Origin of the sequence: Sphingomonas crusticola, from assembly GCF_003391115.1 — a bacterium.
GTDB classification, from domain to species: domain Bacteria; phylum Pseudomonadota; class Alphaproteobacteria; order Sphingomonadales; family Sphingomonadaceae; genus Sphingomonas_I; species Sphingomonas_I crusticola.
Genome location: NZ_QTJP01000001.1, coordinates 1197307 through 1214759, shown reverse-complemented (window position 1 = coordinate 1214759; position 17453 = coordinate 1197307). Strand labels below are relative to the sequence as shown.

At 62.8% G+C, this 17453-nt stretch carries 12 protein-coding genes; 5 read left to right on the top strand and 7 right to left on the bottom strand.

Translation table 11 applies throughout. The features are described from left to right. Positions 1–233: 233 nt before the first annotated feature. The 5 genes from DX905_RS05720 to DX905_RS05700 all read left to right on the top strand — a co-directional run bounded on the left by DX905_RS05720 (position 234) and on the right by DX905_RS05700 (position 9879). Positions 234–3680: a TonB-dependent receptor gene (locus tag DX905_RS05720; RefSeq protein ID WP_116092363.1), complete on the top strand. Its 3447-nt coding sequence runs from the start codon at positions 234–236 to the stop codon at positions 3678–3680. A 65-nt stretch (positions 3681–3745) separates the two neighbouring features. Beyond that, positions 3746–5293: a tryptophan halogenase family protein gene (locus DX905_RS05715; protein WP_116090488.1), complete on the top strand. Its 1548-nt coding sequence runs from the start codon at positions 3746–3748 to the stop codon at positions 5291–5293. Next, the gene (locus DX905_RS05710) at positions 5290–6762 is read left to right on the top strand and encodes a tryptophan 7-halogenase (RefSeq protein ID WP_116092362.1); all 1473 of its coding nucleotides are present in this window, start codon (positions 5290–5292) and stop codon (positions 6760–6762) included. The genes DX905_RS05715 and DX905_RS05710 overlap by 4 nt, the downstream gene beginning before the upstream one ends. Next, positions 6755–7804, top strand: a complete 1050-nt coding sequence (locus DX905_RS05705; protein ID WP_116090487.1) for a cupin-like domain-containing protein — start codon at positions 6755–6757, stop codon at positions 7802–7804. Before DX905_RS05710 ends, DX905_RS05705 begins: the two co-directional genes overlap by 8 nt. Positions 7805–7854: 50 nt before the next feature. Then, on the top strand, positions 7855–9879 hold the full coding sequence (locus DX905_RS05700) for a glycoside hydrolase family 97 protein (protein ID WP_116092361.1): 2025 nt from the start codon (positions 7855–7857) through the stop codon (positions 9877–9879). A 34-nt stretch (positions 9880–9913) separates the two neighbouring features. Here the strand turns inward: DX905_RS05700 and purU are convergent, their stop codons facing one another. The 7 genes from purU to DX905_RS05665 form a co-directional block, all read right to left on the bottom strand. After that, positions 9914–10771, bottom strand: coding sequence for a formyltetrahydrofolate deformylase (gene purU / locus DX905_RS05695; protein ID WP_116090486.1), 858 nt, complete (start codon positions 10769–10771; stop codon positions 9914–9916). Between the two features lie 41 nt (positions 10772–10812). After that, positions 10813–11949, bottom strand: a complete 1137-nt coding sequence (locus tag DX905_RS05690; RefSeq protein WP_116090485.1) for a cobalamin-independent methionine synthase II family protein — start codon at positions 11947–11949, stop codon at positions 10813–10815. Then, positions 11946–12968, bottom strand: coding sequence for a uroporphyrinogen decarboxylase family protein (locus DX905_RS05685; protein WP_116090484.1), 1023 nt, complete (start codon positions 12966–12968; stop codon positions 11946–11948). Before DX905_RS05685 ends, DX905_RS05690 begins: the two co-directional genes overlap by 4 nt. Before the next feature lie 15 nt (positions 12969–12983). Further along, positions 12984–13757 carry an alpha/beta fold hydrolase gene (locus DX905_RS05680; protein WP_162875482.1) on the bottom strand — a complete coding sequence of 258 codons (774 nt, stop codon included), beginning with the start codon at positions 13755–13757 and terminating at the stop codon, positions 12984–12986. A 78-nt stretch (positions 13758–13835) separates the two neighbouring features. Then, positions 13836–14387 (bottom strand): VOC family protein, encoded by a 552-nt coding sequence (locus DX905_RS05675; protein WP_116090482.1) that lies wholly within the window; start codon positions 14385–14387, stop codon positions 13836–13838. 22 nt (positions 14388–14409) lie between these two features. Continuing rightward, positions 14410–15027 (bottom strand): NAD(P)H:quinone oxidoreductase, encoded by a 618-nt coding sequence (gene wrbA / locus DX905_RS05670; protein WP_116090481.1) that lies wholly within the window; start codon positions 15025–15027, stop codon positions 14410–14412. 23 nt (positions 15028–15050) lie between these two features. After that, entirely contained in the window at positions 15051–17249 is a 2199-nt protein-coding gene (locus DX905_RS05665) for a TonB-dependent receptor (RefSeq protein WP_240320736.1), read from the bottom strand. Positions 17250–17453: the final 204 nt, after the last annotated feature.

Here is a 17453-nt window from a genome sequence, read left to right as displayed (position 1 = left end):
ACCAGAATGGCACGGACGGCGCCAAGTAGCGCCGACGGCTTGGGGAAGGGGAATGCGGCTGCGCTTCGCGTGCGTCCTGGCTGAAACGGCGGCTTCAACAGGGCTGCCTTTTCGTGCGCATCGCAACGCCATCGCCCAACTGAATTGGAAAACGTCGCCCGCCTCGGCGGTGTGACGAGAGGAACTGAAACTCGATCAGCTCCACAAGGGGCGACGGAACAGGGGAGAAAATGATGAACAGCGAAATTCAGCGTCATGGCCGCGACGCACTATCCTTACGCGGTGGCGCCTCGGTGATGGCGCTTGCGCTGGCGGGCCTTGCGGGGCCAGCCCTGGCGCAGGCGGCAGACGCGCCGGCCCAAACGCAGCAATCCTCCAGCTCGGCGCCCGCAGCCGGTGTGGCCGCGACAGAGGATGCGACGCAAGACGTGGTCATCGTCGGTGTACGTGGCGCGCTCGCGACTTCGCAGAACATCAAGAAAAATGCCGAGACGTTCGTAGATTCGATCACCGCAACCGACATCGGCGCCTTCCCCGACAAATCGGCGGCCGAGGCGCTGCAGCGCGTCCCCGGAATCACCGTCAACCGCCTGCAATCGGCCGACGACAGTACTCATCCATCGGGTGAACCGACCGGCGTGCTGATCCGCGGACTCACGCAGGTGCGGACCGAATTCAACGGGCGCGACAGCTTCTCCGCGGATTCGGCGCGCGGCCTGCAGTTCAACGATGTCTCGCCCGAATTGCTGGCCGGTGTCGACGCCTACAAGAACCAGACGGCGGAAATGATCGAGGGCGGTATCGCCGGCACGGTCAATTTGCGCACGCGGCTGCCGTTCGACCAGAAGGGACTGCTGCTGACCGGCAACTTCAAGGAGAATTACGGGGATAATTCGCACCGCTGGACGCCCGAATTCTCCGGCCTGATCAGCAACACTTGGGACACGCCGATCGGCCGTTTCGGCTTGCTCGGCGATTACGCCCAGTCCCATGTCGTCACGCGCACCGAAAGCGTGATCATGGACAAGATCGACACCTATTGCAGCGCAGGCTTCGGCAGCGCGACCGCAGCCGCCGTCGGTTCGGATGGGACGATCGGCTGCACCGCCAATCCGTTCGGCGGCACGGGCTTCGTCTACATCCCGGACGGCATCCGCTATTCCCAGGTCGATTATGATCGCAAGCGGCGCGGTATCGCGCTGGCCGCGCAATATGAGAGCCCGGACGGCAGCGTGCGGGCGACCTTCCAATATCTGAACTCGCGCTATCGCAACGGCTGGTTCGAGCGCGCCAGCCACGTCGTGCTGGACGGCAATTATTTCGGCACGCCGGCATTCAATCCGCGCACCGGCACCGTCCTTGGGCCGGCAAGGGGATCCCCGGCCTTTACGTTCGGTGCCGATGGCATGCTCGAATCCGGGCTGCTGACGCAGGGTCATGGCAGCTTTAGCGGCACTTATGAGAGCGTGCAGGCGGCGATCAATGCCGGTTCGGCCGTGCCAGGCGTGCCGTTCGTCAATTATTGCGGCAACGGCGTCTGCGGCGACAATCCGCGCGACGGCCTCTATTTCCAGAACGAGGCCCGCAACTTCGCTCACCGTGAAGGCACGCGCGATTATTCGGGCAATCTGAAATGGGATGTGACCGACCGGTTGCACACCAGCTTCGACTTCCAGCACATCGATGCCTCGACCTATAATAACGACATCATCGTCACCGCCGGATCGATGGCGAACGTCCAGTACAATGTGAACAAGGACGGCACGCCGGAGGTGCAGCTGCTGCCCGGATCGAACGTCAATTATGCGGCTGGCGGTCTTGCCAACCCGCACAATTATTGGATCCCGTTCATACAGGGCCATGTCGAGGACAATGATGCCAAGGAAACCGCGCTACGCGGCGACGCCGAATATGAATTCGACAATGGCGGGTGGCTGAACTCGCTCAAGGTGGGCGTGCGTTATGCCGATCGCGAGCAGACGGTGCGCTATTCGACCTTCAACTGGACGCCGATCGCGGCGCCGTGGAACTGCAACGGGCCGGGCTTCAACGCCGACAACACGACCGGCGGTGCCTATCCCACCAACACCGGCAATTGCGGCGGCAATGCCGGCCATCCGGCCTTCTCCGGCTATGGCGCGGGCATCTGGGAATCCAAGAGCCTGGGCAATTTTTATAACGGCAACGTCTATGACAACGGCCCACTGGTCTATCTGAACCGCGATACGCTGCGTGACTTTGGCGGATTGATCAATTCGCTGAGCGGGGCGAAAACCAATTCGCCGCTGCTGCCGGGCTATACGGCGATCTGCGATCGGGCCGAGGCAACGGTGGACGATTGCTTCACCCCGGGCGAGGTGCTGCGGGTACGCGAGCGGACCAAGGCCGCCTATGCGATGCTGCGTTTCGGCGGCGACGATAAAACGCTGTTCGGCATGAGCGTGGTCGGCAATATCGGCGTGCGCGCGGTGAATACCAAGGAAAAGAGCGACGGCAGCGTTGCCTTCCCGGCGGCCACCACGTTTAGCAATTTGCCTGCTTGTACCGCACCGTTATCGGGCGGGAATGTCGTTAACGTGAGCTGCTACGTGACGTCGGCCGTACGCGCTTTCGCCAATGGCGCGACCATCGCCAACACCTACAAGTCGTCGCACACGGATTGGCTGCCCAGCTTCAACATACGCTTCGGCCTCGACGAGAAAGATTTCGTGCGCTTCGCTTATTCGCGGGCATTGTCACGGCCGGAAATCGGCCTGTTGCGCAACTCGCTCGCGATCAACGCGCCGATCATCAACACCACCGCAGACTCACCCTACGTCGTCTACAACTCGCCGACAGCGGCGCACACCGCCGCAAACGTCACCGGCTATAATTTCGTCTTCCAGGCGAATTCGGGCAATGCCGCCTTGCTGCCGGTAAGGGCAGACCAGTTCGACCTGTCGTTCGAGCGGTACATGGGTCGCAACAGCTCGTTCACGCTGACCGGCTTCTATAAAAAGCTCGACCGCAGCATCAGCTACGGCCAGTTCACCCGCGACATCCCCAACGGCAGTTCCACCCAGACGGTGCAATTGCTGGGGCCGCAAAACGACAAAGGCGGCGGCAAGCTGATGGGGCTCGAAGCGAGCTACCAGACCTTCTTCGATTTCCTGCCGGGCCTGCTAAGCGGCGTCGGCACCCAACTCAACTACACCTATGTCCACCAGTCAGGCATCAACAATTCGAACCTGTTCACCGCATCGTCCAGCGGTGACGTGGGGGCCTTCGGGGCCGGCCAGCAGTCGCTTGGCGGCACCGGTAACGTGCTCGACTCGCATCGCCTGGCGGGCATTTCGACCCACACGTTCAATGCGGTGGTGCTGTACGAGCATGGGCCATTCGGCGCCCGTGTCGCCTATAATTGGCGGTCGCGTTACCTCACGCAGAATCTCGATTGCTGCATCGGCCTGCCAGTGTTCCAGAAGGCGGCCGGCTTCCTCGACGGGTCACTGCGCTTCGCGCTCAACCGATATATCGAGCTGTCGGTCGAGGCATCGAACCTGCTCAACACCAAGACGACGTATCAGCAGCAGATCTTCGGCGACTCTCCCGCGACCCGCGGGGCCAAGGCTGTCTATCGCGATTCCGCCTGGAGCCGGGTGGATCGCCGTTACCAGTTCGGCGTCCGCGCCAAATTCTGATCCTCCCAAGGAGACTAGCGCCGCCATGGCCTAGCTATGGCGGCGCAGATTTTGGGGAAACGGCGATGGAAGCGAACGGCAGGCCCTTGCGGATCGTGATTGTCGGAGGCGGCACTGCCGGCTGGATGGCAGCCGCGGGGCTCGCACGCCTGCTCCTCCAGGCCGATTACGACATCACCCTGATCGAATCCGATGAGATTGGGACGGTCGGCGTCGGCGAAGCCACCCTGCCGCACATCAAGACCTTCAACGATATGCTCGGCATCAACGAAGCGCAGTTCATGCGCGACACCCAGGCGACCTTCAAGCTCGGCATCGAATTCGTCGGTTGGGACCGGCCGGCCGAGCGCTATATCCATCCCTTCGGCCAATTCGGCGAACCATGGGCGGGCGTCGATTTTCAGCATCATTGGGCGCGCGCGGTGCTGGCGGGCGAGGATGTCGGGCCGCTGCAGGATTATTCGTTCGCCGTCGCCGCAGCCAAGGTCAACGCGTTCGAATTTCCGAACGAGAATCTGAAGTCGATCCGTTCAACCTATGCTTATGCCTATCATTTCGATGCGGGCCTCTACGCCAATTTCCTGCGTAGCTGGGCGACCGCCCGCGGCATCAGGCGGATCGAGGGCCAGGTCACAGAGATTGGCCGCAATGCCGCCAGCGGTTTTATCGAGACGTTGACGATGAAAACGGGTGCCGTCGTTACGGGTGACGTGTTCATCGATTGCTCGGGCTTCCGCTCGCTGCTGCTGGATCGGACGATGGGCGTGCCCTGGCAGGATTGGAGCGAGTGGCTGCCGTGCGATCGCGCGCTGGCGATGCCGTGCGCGCGTACCGAACCGCTATTGCCCTACACGCGTGCGACCGCATGTAGCGGCGGCTGGACGTGGCGCATCCCGCTCCAGCACCGCACCGGTAACGGTTATGTCTTCTCCAGCAGCTTTCTAAGCGAGGACCAGGCATATGCGGCGCTGGTCGGAGCGCTCGACGGGACGCCGCAAGCTGAGCCCCGCCTGCTGCGCTTCGCGGCCGGGCGGCGCGAGCGGGCATGGGAGGCCAATGTCATCGGCATCGGCCTGGCTGGGGGCTTCCTCGAGCCGCTGGAATCGACCAGCATTTTTCTCATCCAGGCGGCTGTCCTCGATCTGGCGAACCTGATGCCGACGCGGGCAACCGGGATCGATCCGCGTCTTGCGGCGGAATTCAATCGCCTGTTCGAAGTTCACTACGATCGCACCCGCGATTTCCTCGTCCTTCATTATTACGCCAACCGGCGCGAAGGCGAGCCGTTGTGGGATCATCTTCGCGCTATGCGAGTGCCGGACAGCCTCGCGCAGAAAATCGCCTTGTTCGAGGCAAGCGCGGCAGCGCCCGACTACAAATATGGCCTGTTCTCGCGCGACAGCTGGCTTGCGGTGCTGGCGGGGCAGGGGATGATGCCGCGCGGCTATAATTGTCTGGCCGATCGGCTGCCGCTGAATGAACTGGGCAGCAAGCTGCGCGATCTGCGGCGGCGCGTCCGCATCAATGCCGATGCGATGACCGGACATTCCGATTTCATCGCGAACTATTGTGCCGGGCCAGGGCCGAGCGCAGCGCTGGAGAGCGCGGCATGACGCGCCGCATTGTCGTCGTCGGGCGGGATGCGGCCCTGTGGTTGTCAGCCAGCGTGCTGCACAATGCGCTGGCGCCAGCGGGGGTCAGCGTCACGGCGGTCGAGTTGCCGAGCCTGCTCGCTCCGGCGGACGCCTATGCGGCTCTGCCGCCGCTGGAGGCGCTGCATGGCCAGCTGCGGATCGACGAGGGCGCCTTGCTGCGCGCGATCGGCGGCGTCTTCACGCTCGGCCAGAATTTCGTCGATGGGCAGGGCGACAATCCCGCCTTCCTGCATGCCTATGGAGCCTATGGCACCGCGATCGATGGGCAGGATTTCTTCGCTTATTGGCTGAAGGCGCGCGGCCTCGGCCTCCCGGTCGCTTTCGAGGATTTCTCGATGACTGCCGCGGCCGCGCGCCAGGGCCGGCTGCTGATTCCCGACGACGAGAGCGAGCGCTACGGGCGCAGCGATTATGGTTATCACCTGCCCGCGCGCGCTTACGTCCGCAGCCTAAAAACGCTCGCGGTCAAGGATGGCGTAACCTTTTATGAGGTTGCATCCGCGGAGGTCATTCGCAGGCCTAACGGAGATATCGTCGCTGTTCGCTTCGACGGGCAGAGGGTGGAGGGCGACCTGTTTGTCGATGCGACTGGCCAGGCGGGGGAGCTGATCGGCGGTGCATGGGAAAGTTGGCGTGCTTACTTCGCGGCTGACCGTGTGCTTACGGCCAGCGGGCCGGCCTTCCCGTCGGTCCCGGCGTATGCGGAGATACGAACGTGGAGGCAGGGTTGGGCCGGCATCTATCCGTGCCTGGCGCAAACCCAAGTCGTGCAAGTTTATGCGAGTGCGGATTGCAGTGACGCGGCCGCTTTCAGCGGCGCTGCCGCAATCACATCCCTTCCTCTTGCCGACGGCATCGTGCGGGCGTCCGAGCCTGCGCGACGCGAGCAGGCGTGGGTAGGGAGTTGTGTGGCGATCGGCGGAGCGGCCTGTGTGTTCGATCCGGTCCACAATCTCGATCTACATGCGATCCACCTCGGCCTAATCCGCTTATTGTCATTCTTTCCCGCAGGCATCGATTTTGCAGCGGAGCGCACCGAATATAACCGTCTCACCCGATCGGCGTTCGAGCGCATGCGCGATTTCCAGTCGGCTTATTATACGCTCAATCGCTTCGGCGGCGCCTTCTGGCGACGCGCAAGGGCGGCAAAGCGGTCACTGGAACTCAGCCACAGTGTAGCCCTGTTCCAGGCGCGCGGCGAGATTGCGCCCTATGAGGATGAGAGCTTCACTCCCGATAGTTGGCGCGCTCTGTTCGTCGGGCTTGGCGTCATGCCAGCATCTTATCTGCCGACAATCGACCGCACCTCGCCGGAGATGGTGAAGTCGCAATTCCGCAATATGCTGGGCTTCATCAAGGAACAGGTGCTGCGCCAGCCGACGCACGACGAATATCTGCAGAAGATCGCGCGGCGCGCAAATGGGTGAGCTCGTGCACATCGATCGCACCGTCCGCGCTGGTGACATCGAAGCCTTGCCGCGCGTCATGTCGCGGGGCGCGCAGAGCCCGGCGGAATTCGCGGCGCTCGTCGAAACCGAGCAGCCAGTCGTGCTCAAAGGCCTGTTCGATCGCTGGCCTGCGCTCACCGCCGGCCGCCAATCGCCCGCTGCCCTGACGCGTTACCTCAAAGCGATGGATCGGGGTGCGCCCGCGCCGGTGATGGAGGCGCCGGTCAAAAGCGGTGGCCGGTTCGACTACGGGCCCGACATGCGCGAATTCAGCTTTACCAAGCGACGCGCCAGGATCAGCGAGACGCTCGACCGGATCCTGCGCAACCTGGCGTTACCCAATGCACCATTCGTGGCAATGCAGATGCTGCCGCTGGTGGAAAGCCTGCCCGATTTCGTCGCCCAAAATCCAATGCCGTTATTGCCGCGCGAAGTTGAGCCGCGGCTCTGGATCGGGGGCGCGGTACGCACTCAGACGCATAACGACCGTGATCATAATCTCGCCTGTGTGATCGCGGGCCGGCGGCGGTTCCTGCTGTTTCCGCCTGAGCAGGTAACCAACCTTTACGTCGGCCCGCTCGACAATCCGCCGCCGCTATCGCTGGTCGACCCCGATAGGCCCGACCTGGAGCGCTTTCCCGATTATACGAGCGCGATCGCGGCCGCGCAGGTGGCGTGGCTGGAGCCGGGCGACGCATTGTTCATCCCGAAATATTGGTGGCACCACGTCAGTTCCCTCGATCCCTTCAACGCTATGGTCAATTATTGGTGGGGCGACGACGCCACCGGGCTCGAGCGGCCAAACGATGCATTCCTAGCGGCCTTGCTTGCCTTCAAACATTTGCCGCAGGGCGAGCGCGCTTATTGGCGCGCCATGTTCGACGCGCATGTGTTCGGAGGCCATGGCGATGCCGTCGCGCACATTCCCGAAGAACTGCGTGGCGCGCTCGGGCGGATGACACCGCGTGCACGGGCGGCACTCAAGCAGCAATTGCTGATGGCCTTCCTGAAAACGCCATGAGCCGTCATTTCACCAGCGACATGCGCGCCTCCAGAAAGCGATCGACCTCGATGAGGCTTCGTATCCTTGCCCTGTTTGTCATGTTCGGGATCGCCGCCACGGCGGATGCCGCCCCCCGCGAATGCGCCCAATCGCCCGGCAAGGTGATCGAGCTCTGCGTCTGGGTCGAAAATGGTCAGGCACTCTATCAGGTCAGTCGCAATGGCATGACAGTGCTGGCGCCGTCCGCCCTGGGCTTGAGCTTCCGGGGGGAACCCGACGCTCGATACACCGCGCTTTCCAATCCGCGTCGCGCGCGTGCGGACGTGACGTGGGAACAGCCATGGGGCGAGCAACGCTTGATCCGGGATAATCACGAAGAGCTGACGGTTACATTGGCTGGCGATACGCGCTTTAATAAAGAGGTCGACGTCACCTTTCGCCTGTTCGATGATGGCATCGGCTTTCGCTACACTTATGGCGCGATCCCGGCGGGACAGGATGTCGCGGTTTCCGCCGACCGTAGCCAGTTTCGCGTGGTCGGGCCTTATCAGGCTTGGTGGTATGAAGGGCTCGGTCAGGAGCGCGACGAATATCTCTACGCGCAGACCGACGCGCGCCGGGTCACGCTTGCTGAGACCCCGTTGACGTTACGCGGCGACAAGAACGGGCTTTACCTGTCCTTCCACGAAGCAGCTCTCGTCGACTTCCCGAGCATGCTGCTGCGCGGCGACGGCGCCGGCACGCTCACCGCCTGGCTGATGCCCTGGCCGGACGGGGTACTCGCCCACAAGACCGGGCCCTTCACCACGCCGTGGCGGACGATGCTGGTCGGCGAAAGCGCAGGCGCGCTTGCCGACAGCCGGATCGAACTCAACCTCAATGAGCCCAGCAAGCTGGCGGACATCCAGAGCTGGTTCAAACCCGGTAAATATGTCGGCGTATGGTGGGAAATGCATCTCAACCGCACCACTTGGGGCAGCGGGCCGAAGCATGGTGCCAACACCGCCAACGTCAAAAGCTACATCGATTTCGCCGCGAAATATGGCTTCAGCGGCGTCCTCGTCGAAGGCTGGAACGAGGGTTGGGACGGATCCTGGATCGATAATGGCGACAAGTTCAGTTTCACCAAGCCTTACCCCGATTTCGACCTGCCTGGCATCACCGCCTATGGCAAGAAATTGAGGGTCGCACTGATCGGGCATAACGAAACGGCGGGCGCGATCCCTAATTACGAACGCCAGCTCGATGCCGCGATGACGTTGTATGAGCAGGTCGGCATCCCGATCGTGAAGACCGGTTATGTCCATCACAGCGGCGACATCGTCGACGAGCAGGGCGGCCTGCAATGGTTCGCCGGCCAATATGTCGTGCGGCACAATCTGCACGTAGCCCAGGTCGCTGCCGCGCATCGCATTGCGATCGATGCCCATGAGCCGGTCAAGGATACCGGCCTTCGCCGCACCTGGCCCAACATGGTCGCCCGAGAAGGGGCGCGAGGTCAGGAATATAATGCCTGGGGTATCCCGACCAATCCGCCGGAACATGTTGTGATCCTGCCCTTCACGCGCATGTTGAGCGGGCCAATGGATTTCACGCCGGGCATATTCGACATCGAGCATGGCCAGACGGAGCTTACGCGGCGCGTGCAGTCGACATTGGCGGTCCAGCTCGCCGAATATGTCGTGCTGTACAGCCCGATCCAGATGGCAGCCGACCTGCCCGAAAACTACCTGAAACACATGGGCGCGTTCCAGTTCATCCGCGACGTACCGACCGATTGGGAGACATCGCGAACATTGCAGGGCGAAGTCGGCGACTATGTCGTCGTGGCCCGGCTGGCGCGCGGCGGTAAGGACTGGTTTCTGGGTGCGTTGAGCGACGAGACCGCGCGCACGCTGACGCAGCCATTGTCCTTCCTGACGCCGGGCCGGCGCTATGAAGCGCAGATCTACCGCGACGGGCCGGGCGCGGATTACCGCACGAACCCGCTTGCTTTGGAAATTGCGAAGCAGGTTGTCACCAGCAAGGATAGTTTGACGCTGGCTCTGGCGCCTGGCGGGGGCCAGGCGATCCGGTTCAAATTGCTGAACTGAGAAGCGGCCGCGGCCGGCCGTTAGCGGGCTGCGGTTATTCCGCGAACACCACCGTCGTGCCGCCATTCAGGAGCACGCGATCCTCGAGGTACGCGCGCACCGCGCGTGCCAGCACGCGCCGCTCGATTTCCCGGCCTTTGCGCACCAGATCGTTCGGCGTGTCACGGTGGCTGACATGCTCCACGTCCTGCTCGATGATCGGCCCTTCGTCGAGCTCGGCCGTTACGAAATGGGCGGTGGCGCCGATCAGCTTCACCCCGCGGCGGTGCGCCTGATGATAGGGTTTGGCACCCTTGAAGCCGGGCAGGAAGCTGTGGTGGATATTGATGCAGCGGCCGGCAAACGCTTCCGCCAGATCGTCGGACAAAATTTGCATGAACCGCGCCAGCACGATCAGCTCGGCGCCGGTTTCCTCGGCGATGGCCCGTATTTGCGCCTCCTGCGTCGTTTTTCCCGGCTCGCTAAAGGCGAGATGGTGGAAGGGCACTCCGGCGAAATCGAGGTGGGCAAAAGTCTCGCGCGGGTGATTGGAGATGATGCCGACCGGCTCCATCGCCAGCTCACCGATCTTCCAGCGGTACATCAGGTCGGCGAGGCAATGGTCGAACTTGCTGACCAGCAGCAATACGCGCTTGCGATGGCTGGCGGCGCGCATGCTGAAGGTCAGATCGTGGTCGGCGGCCACCTCGTCAAACGCATCGCGTAGCGCCTGATATGGCGCGCCTTCGATCAAGACGAATTCGACACGCATGAAGAAGCGTCCCGACAGCAGGTCATCGAATTGCTGCGCCTCAAGGATGTTGGCGCCGTGGCGGGCGAGCACAGTCGAAACCGCCGCCACGATGCCGGGATGATCGAGGCAGGACAAAGTAAGGATGTAGCTGTCGTTCATGGATGCAGGTCCCGCGTCGGTTCACAGGAAGCGCGGTCGTCTTACCAATATTTCGCGCTCGCCAGCCGGGCGCCCTCGGCCAGTGCGGCGAGCTTGGCCCAGACGATGTCGCGATCGACCCCGCCCGATCCGACGTGGACCGAGAAGCCGCAATCGACCCCCGCCATCACATTGTCGCGCCCGACCAGATCGGCGTAGCGGCCGATGCGCTGGGCGATCAGTTCGGGATGTTCGATATAGTTTGACTGGCATTCGACAACGCCGGGGATCAGCACCTTGCCCTCCGGCACGCCATTGCCCTCGAACATCTCGAATTCATGCGCATGGCGTGGATTGGCCGCTTCGAACTGGATGGCGTGCGGCCGGGCGCGCCACACCAGATCGATGATGTCCTTGAATGGCACGTCGCAATGGTGCGGCCCGGGATAATTGCCCCAGCACATGTGCATGCGCAGCTGACTTTCCGGAATGTTGATCGTGGCGCGATTGAGTGCTTCGATATTGAGCATCATCCGGTCGCGGAACTGGGCGAGCGTCAGATCGCGGAACTGGGTGTGGCGCCCCATGGCGAGATCGGGGCAGTCGATCTGCAGCGTGATGCCCGCGGCGGCGATCGCCTCATATTCGTGCCGCAATCCCTCTGCGAGTGCGAACAGATAGTCTTCGTCGCTGTCATAATATTCGTTGGCGAAGAACAAGGCGGTCACGCCCGGCGAGGCCGCGCTCATGAAGGCTTGATGCCCCTCGTGCCGCGCAACCGAGGCGTTGAGCGTCTGCGTGTCGCGCTCCACCGCCGTCATGTCCTTGACCGTGATGGGTGCGTTGCAGGCGGGGGTCTTGCGATGCTTGCGGCCGGCATCGCCAGTGATCCGCGCCTTGACGCCAGGGAAGTCCTCAACGTCGGCAAACACATAGCTGTTGCCGGTTCCGCCGAAGCCGTTCAGCCGATCCTTGATATAGGTCGCGTAGCTTGGCTTCGATTGTTCACCATCATTGACGATGTCGACCCCGGCCTCGGCCTGTTTGGTAACGACATGGTCGACCGCCTCTTCGATCCGTGCTGCGACGGCAGCGGGATCGAGCGGCAACCCTTCTTCCTTGGCGAACATCAAAGCGATCAGATCGTCCTGACGCGGCAGGCTGCCGACGTGGGTGGTGAGGAAACGCCCTGCGCTCATGCGATTTCTGCCCGCACGATCGCGGCACCGTCCGCCATCGCCTTCATCTTGCCGAAGGCGACGTCGCGCGGCAGGTATTTGAGCCCGCAATCCGGCGCGATCACCAGCCGTTCGGCAGCGACGTGGGGCAACGCGCGACGGATGCGGCTTGCCACCGTCTCGGGGCTCTCGATCTCGTGCGTCGAAAGATCGAGCACGCCGAGAATGATCGTCTTGCCGGTGAGCTTGTCGAGGATGCGGCAGTCCAGGTTCGACTGGGCGGTCTCGATGGAGATGTCGTTGAGGTCGGTGTCGGCAAGTTCGGGCAGGAAATTATAGCCCTCGGGCCGCTCATGGATCAGCGCGGCATAGCCGAAGCAGATATGCAAAGCGGTGCGCCCCGTGACGCCCTCCAGCGCGGTCTTCAAGGCCGCCAGGCCGAACGCGCGCGCCTTTTCGGGACGTGCCTGCATATAGGGCTCGTCGATCTGGACGATGTCGGCGCCGGCGTCGAACAAGTCCTTGATCTCGGCATTGACGGCGACGGCATAATCGTGGGCCATTTCGGCTTCGTCGGCGTAGAAATCATTCTGCGCCTGTTGTGCCATCGTGAAGGGCCCGGGCACGGTGATCTTGATCATGCGATCGGTATTGGCACGCAGGAAAGCGACGTCGCGCGTTTCCACCGCATGCTTACGGCGGATCTTGCCGGTCACGCGAGGAACCGGGTTAGGCTCCCCGCTGCGATCGAGCGCCACTCCGGGATTGTCCAGATCAACCCCTTCCAGCGCGGTTGCGAACCGGTTCGAATAGCTTTCGCGGCGCATCTCGCCATCGGTGATAATGTCGAGGCCGGCCCGCTCCTGATCGCGGATTGCCAGGATGGTTGCATCGTCGAATGCCTGCTCGCGCCATTCCGGAGCGACGCGCCACAATTCGGTCGCGCGCACGCGCGGCGGGAAGCGGCCGGCGAGCTTGACCTTGTCGATCAGCCAATCGGGCTGGGTGTAAGAGCCGACGAGCGAAGTAGGGAGGAGCATGGCGGATCGGGCCCTTTAATGGAGGATCGAGGAAAGAAATTCGGCCAGGATCAGGTTGAACCGGCCAGGATTGTCGAGATTGCAGAGGTGCCCGGCACCGTCGATCACGGCAGCCTGTCCACGGGGCGCGGTGACGCCAATGAACTGAGCAATACGTCGCCGCCATTCGGTGTCCTTCGTGCCGGCAATCGCCAGCACGGGCATTGGCAGCGCGGCAATGTCGGCCAGGCGGATCGCAATCGGGCCGGAGCGCTCCAGGAGGTCGCGTCCGTCATAGTCGTTCAACATGGCGGCGAGCAGCGGCGCGGCGGCGGGGCTGGCGCGGACCAACGGATGGGCGGCCCAGTCGGACTTCATCGCCGCCAGCTGTCCCGTCCGCACCAGCTCGGCATAGTGATCGCGCGGTATAAGCCGCTCCGCGTCCTGATGCGCTACAGCGCCATGAAGCGGAGCCCCGACGAGGACCAGCGCCGCCAGCCGGCTCGGCCTGTGGCGGGCATAATCGAGCGCCACGCTGGCGCCTTGCGAAAGACCGACCAGGACGAACGGGTCGCTGTCGACCAGGCAATCGACATCGCGCCATTCGGCCGCCAGGCCAGCTGGTGCCGTCGAGCGCCCGAAGCCACGGCGATCGGGAAGCACGAGACGGAACTCATCGGCCAGCGGCAGCTGCGGCAACCAACTGCGGTGATCGAGCGTCCAACCATGCAGCATGACGACCTCCGGCCCCGCACCCGCGACAAGCGTGCGGAGCGCGCCGTCACCGACATCGACATCGACATGCCGCATGATCGGTACCACACGGCGGACGGGGGCCGGCTCAGCCCCCTGCATTGCGGTGGCTAAGGGTTCGGGGCGTGTCGGGCCTCACCGCGCGCCTTCAAGGATGTGCCGCACGTCATTGTTCGGACGATGATCGCCCGCCAGCCACCGCTTCAGTTCCGAATGGGCATCCTTCAGGCGTGCGGCGTTGATCTCGTCCGCGCGTACCGAATCGCATGTGAATTCCACGATCATGCCGTCGGGATCGACCACGTAGATCGACCGGCAATAGCCATGTTCGAGGACATAACGTCCCGGCGGCTCGATACCCGCTTCGATGATCCGCCGCTCCAGATCGGCCTGCAACGCCGCATCGACGTTGAGCGCGATGTGGCGAAACGGGCTGGGCGGGAGCTCGGGCCCGAATTCGGCCTGATCGTCGGCGTCGGCAAAGGTGAAGAAGGCGAGCGCGCTGCCATCGGCTAGGCCAAAGAAGCAGTGGCAATAGGTGCGCTCCTTGCCGAACAATTCCTCCTGCTCGCACCAGGTGGCGACCAGCGGGAAGCCGAGGATATCCTCGTAGAAATGCCGGGTCGCTTCCAGATCCTTGCAGACATAGGCGGTGTGGTGAAGGCGGCTGGGGAGGGAGGCGTTCATGGTCGGGCTCCTATCGGGTCGGTCAATCGGCAGGGGATGTGGCCGCAAGTTTGCGCGCTATTCTGGCGACATGATCACCCTGGAAGCGTGCGCCAGCAAGCTCGTTGCCGCTTGGCAATCGGCTGCCGTCCCCGCCCGCGATCGTGGTCGCGCCATAGGGTGTGCCACCGCTGATTTCGGTCATGATGGTGTTGCCGGCAAAGCTGTAGGGCAGCCCGACCACGACCATGCCATGGTGGAATAGCGTCGTGTGAAACGACGTAATCGTGGTTTCTTGCCCGCCATGCTGGCTGGCCGTGCTGGCAAACACGCTGCCGACCTTCCCGACCAGCGCGCCGGTCATCCACAGCGGCCCGGTCTGGTCGAGGAAGGTGCGCATCTGCGCCGCCATATTGCCGAAGCGGGTCGGCGTGCCGAAGATGATGGCATCATAATCGCCAAGTTCTTCCGGGATCGCGATCGGCGCGTCCTGTTCGACCTTCATGCCTGCCGCGCGCGCCTGCGCCTCAGCCATTGTTTCCGGAATGCGCTTCAACACCACTTCGCATCCCGGCACGCCGCGTGCCCCCTCGGCAACCGCGTGCGCCATCGTCTCGATGTGGCCGTAGGACGAATAATAGAGGATCAGGATACGGGTCACTTATCGTCCTTGGTTAGGGCGCGTTAAAACTTGATCGTGCCTTCCAGCCCGTAGACACGCGGCCGCGCCTTGAAGACGAAGCCCCCGGGCGAGAATTCCGCGTTATATTTCTTGTTGAACAGATTTTCGGCAAAGGCGGTGAGCGTCCACTTTCCCTGCTCGACCGAGGCACGGGCGTCGACCAGATCGACGGGGTCGCGCGAAGTCGAATTGGGTACGTCGAACCAGGTGCGCCCGATCCGGCGATAGTCGATCCGCAGCCGGCCCTTCATATCGCTGTCGCCCAACCGTGATTCATATTGGCCGCCAAGGTTGAACGTATAGCGCGAGATGAACGGGGCTTCGTTGCCGATCACCGTGGGATCGGGGAAGCTCTTGATCTTCGAATAGGTGAGGCCGAGCGCCGCGTTCAGGTCCAGGCCGCGCGCGGGATGAAGCGTGCTCTCCAGCTCGAAACCGCGCAGCCGGGTCTTCGCCACATTCCCCAGATTCTGGGTCGAGTTGGCCGCCAGGAAGACGAAGAAATAGCCGTTCTTGGACTGCGTGGTGTAGGCGCTGGCGTTGAAGGTCATCAGATTGTGGAGCAGCGTGCTCTTGAAGCCGAGCTCGAACGTATCGGCCGTCTCGGCCTTGTAGACGTCGCCAACGCCGACCACGCCGGTCCCCGCCGCGACCGCACCGACACCCGTCTGGTTGAAGCCGCCCGAACGGAAGCCGCGGCTATAGCCGCCGTAAACAGTCAAATTCTTCTCGGGCTTCCAGGTGACGGTGACCTTGGGCTGCCAGGCCGAGAAGGATTCGCCGCGCACTTCGCCGGAGGTGCCGGCCGGGAAACCCGTCACCACCGGGATGAAGGCGGGTGGCGTCAGCGTGGTGTTACGGCGATGGTCGTGATCGTAGCGAAGCGAGCTGTCGATCCGCAGTGCGTCGGAGAATTCATAGCCAAGCCCGCCATAGACTGCCCACGCGAAATTCTTCTGGCTGTCGGCGAGGAAGGTCGCCTGCGGGTTGAGCGGGTTGGTGCTCGGCGTGCGATAGACGGGGAAGACGCCGGCACCGGTGTCGACCAGATTGCCGGTCGAGATATAACGGTCGGTATGGATAAGGTAGGTACCGATTGACCATTGCAACTTCTGCTTGTCGGGCGAGGAGATGCGCAGATCCTCGCTCACCGCTTTGACGTTGAGATATTGGCTTTGATTGAGATCGGTCCCCAGCAGGAAGTAGAATAGCGATTCCTTGATCGGCAGGAAGTCGAACGCGTCGCCGGTGAGGATTTCGGTGACCTTGTCATAGGACGTGACGGATCGGATCGAACCCCAATCGGCCTGGTAATCGATCTTCGCCGATGCGTTGTAGATGGTGCGATTATCGATGCCGGCATTGTTGACGCGCACCGGCAGGTGCGTGTCGTTAACGTCGCTGACGATGTTGTAATAAAAAGCCTGGGTCTTTAGCTTCGAATAGAAGCCACGCAGGTCGACGCTCAGCGCATCGGTCGGCTGCCACAGCAATTTTGCGCGTAGGGACAGGTCCTTAACTGGATCGGCGTCCTCGCCGAGGTAGGTATTGCGTATATAGCCGTTAGTGTCGCGCCACGAGCCCGACACGCGGAATTTGAGCGTGTCGCTTAGCGGCCCGCTCAGCCCGGCGCGCACGGTATAGCCGAAACCATTGTCGATACCGGCCATGATCCGGCCCTCGAGCGTATCGGTCGGCGCCTTCGTGGTAATGACGATCGCGCCGCCGATCGCGTTGCGGCCGTAGAGGCCGCCCTGTGGGCCTTTAAGGATTTCGATCTGCTCGATGTCGAACAATTCCTGATTGAATTCGGCGGCATTGACCTGCTGCACCCCGTCGACGACGACCGCGACCGAGGGCTCCGAATTGCGATTCTGGGTGATGCCGCGGATGATCACGAAGGCGTTGCCGACGTTCTGCGTTTCCACCAGCTGGACGTTGGACGTCAGCGCGACGAAGTCGGCGGGCCGCTGGATGCCGGCGGATTCGATAGCCTTAGCATCGAAGGCGGTGATGGCGGCGGGTGTATCCTGAAGGCGCGTGTTGCGGCGGAGCGCAGTCACGACGATCTCGTTGCTGTCCGCCTCGCTGCTCGGCGACGTCTGAACATCCTGCGCGGCGGCCGGGGCGGAGGCTGCCAAGGCGGCCAGGGACAGCGATCCCGCTAAAATGGCTCGCGCCGAGAATACCCGTTTCATCATCAGTCGCCCCTCTCTCGACCCGGGGGCGCGCTTCTTTGGGCAAAGCATCACCGTACCGAAGACCTGCGCATAATTCCCCGCTTCGTCATGCGAAGTCAAGTTCGATATACGAAGTTTACTGCGGATAAACGAAAGGGTGATTTTGCGCCACGCGGCTTCGCGCCGAGTGCCCGTGGCCGACGCTGAGGCAAGGTTTGCTCGGAA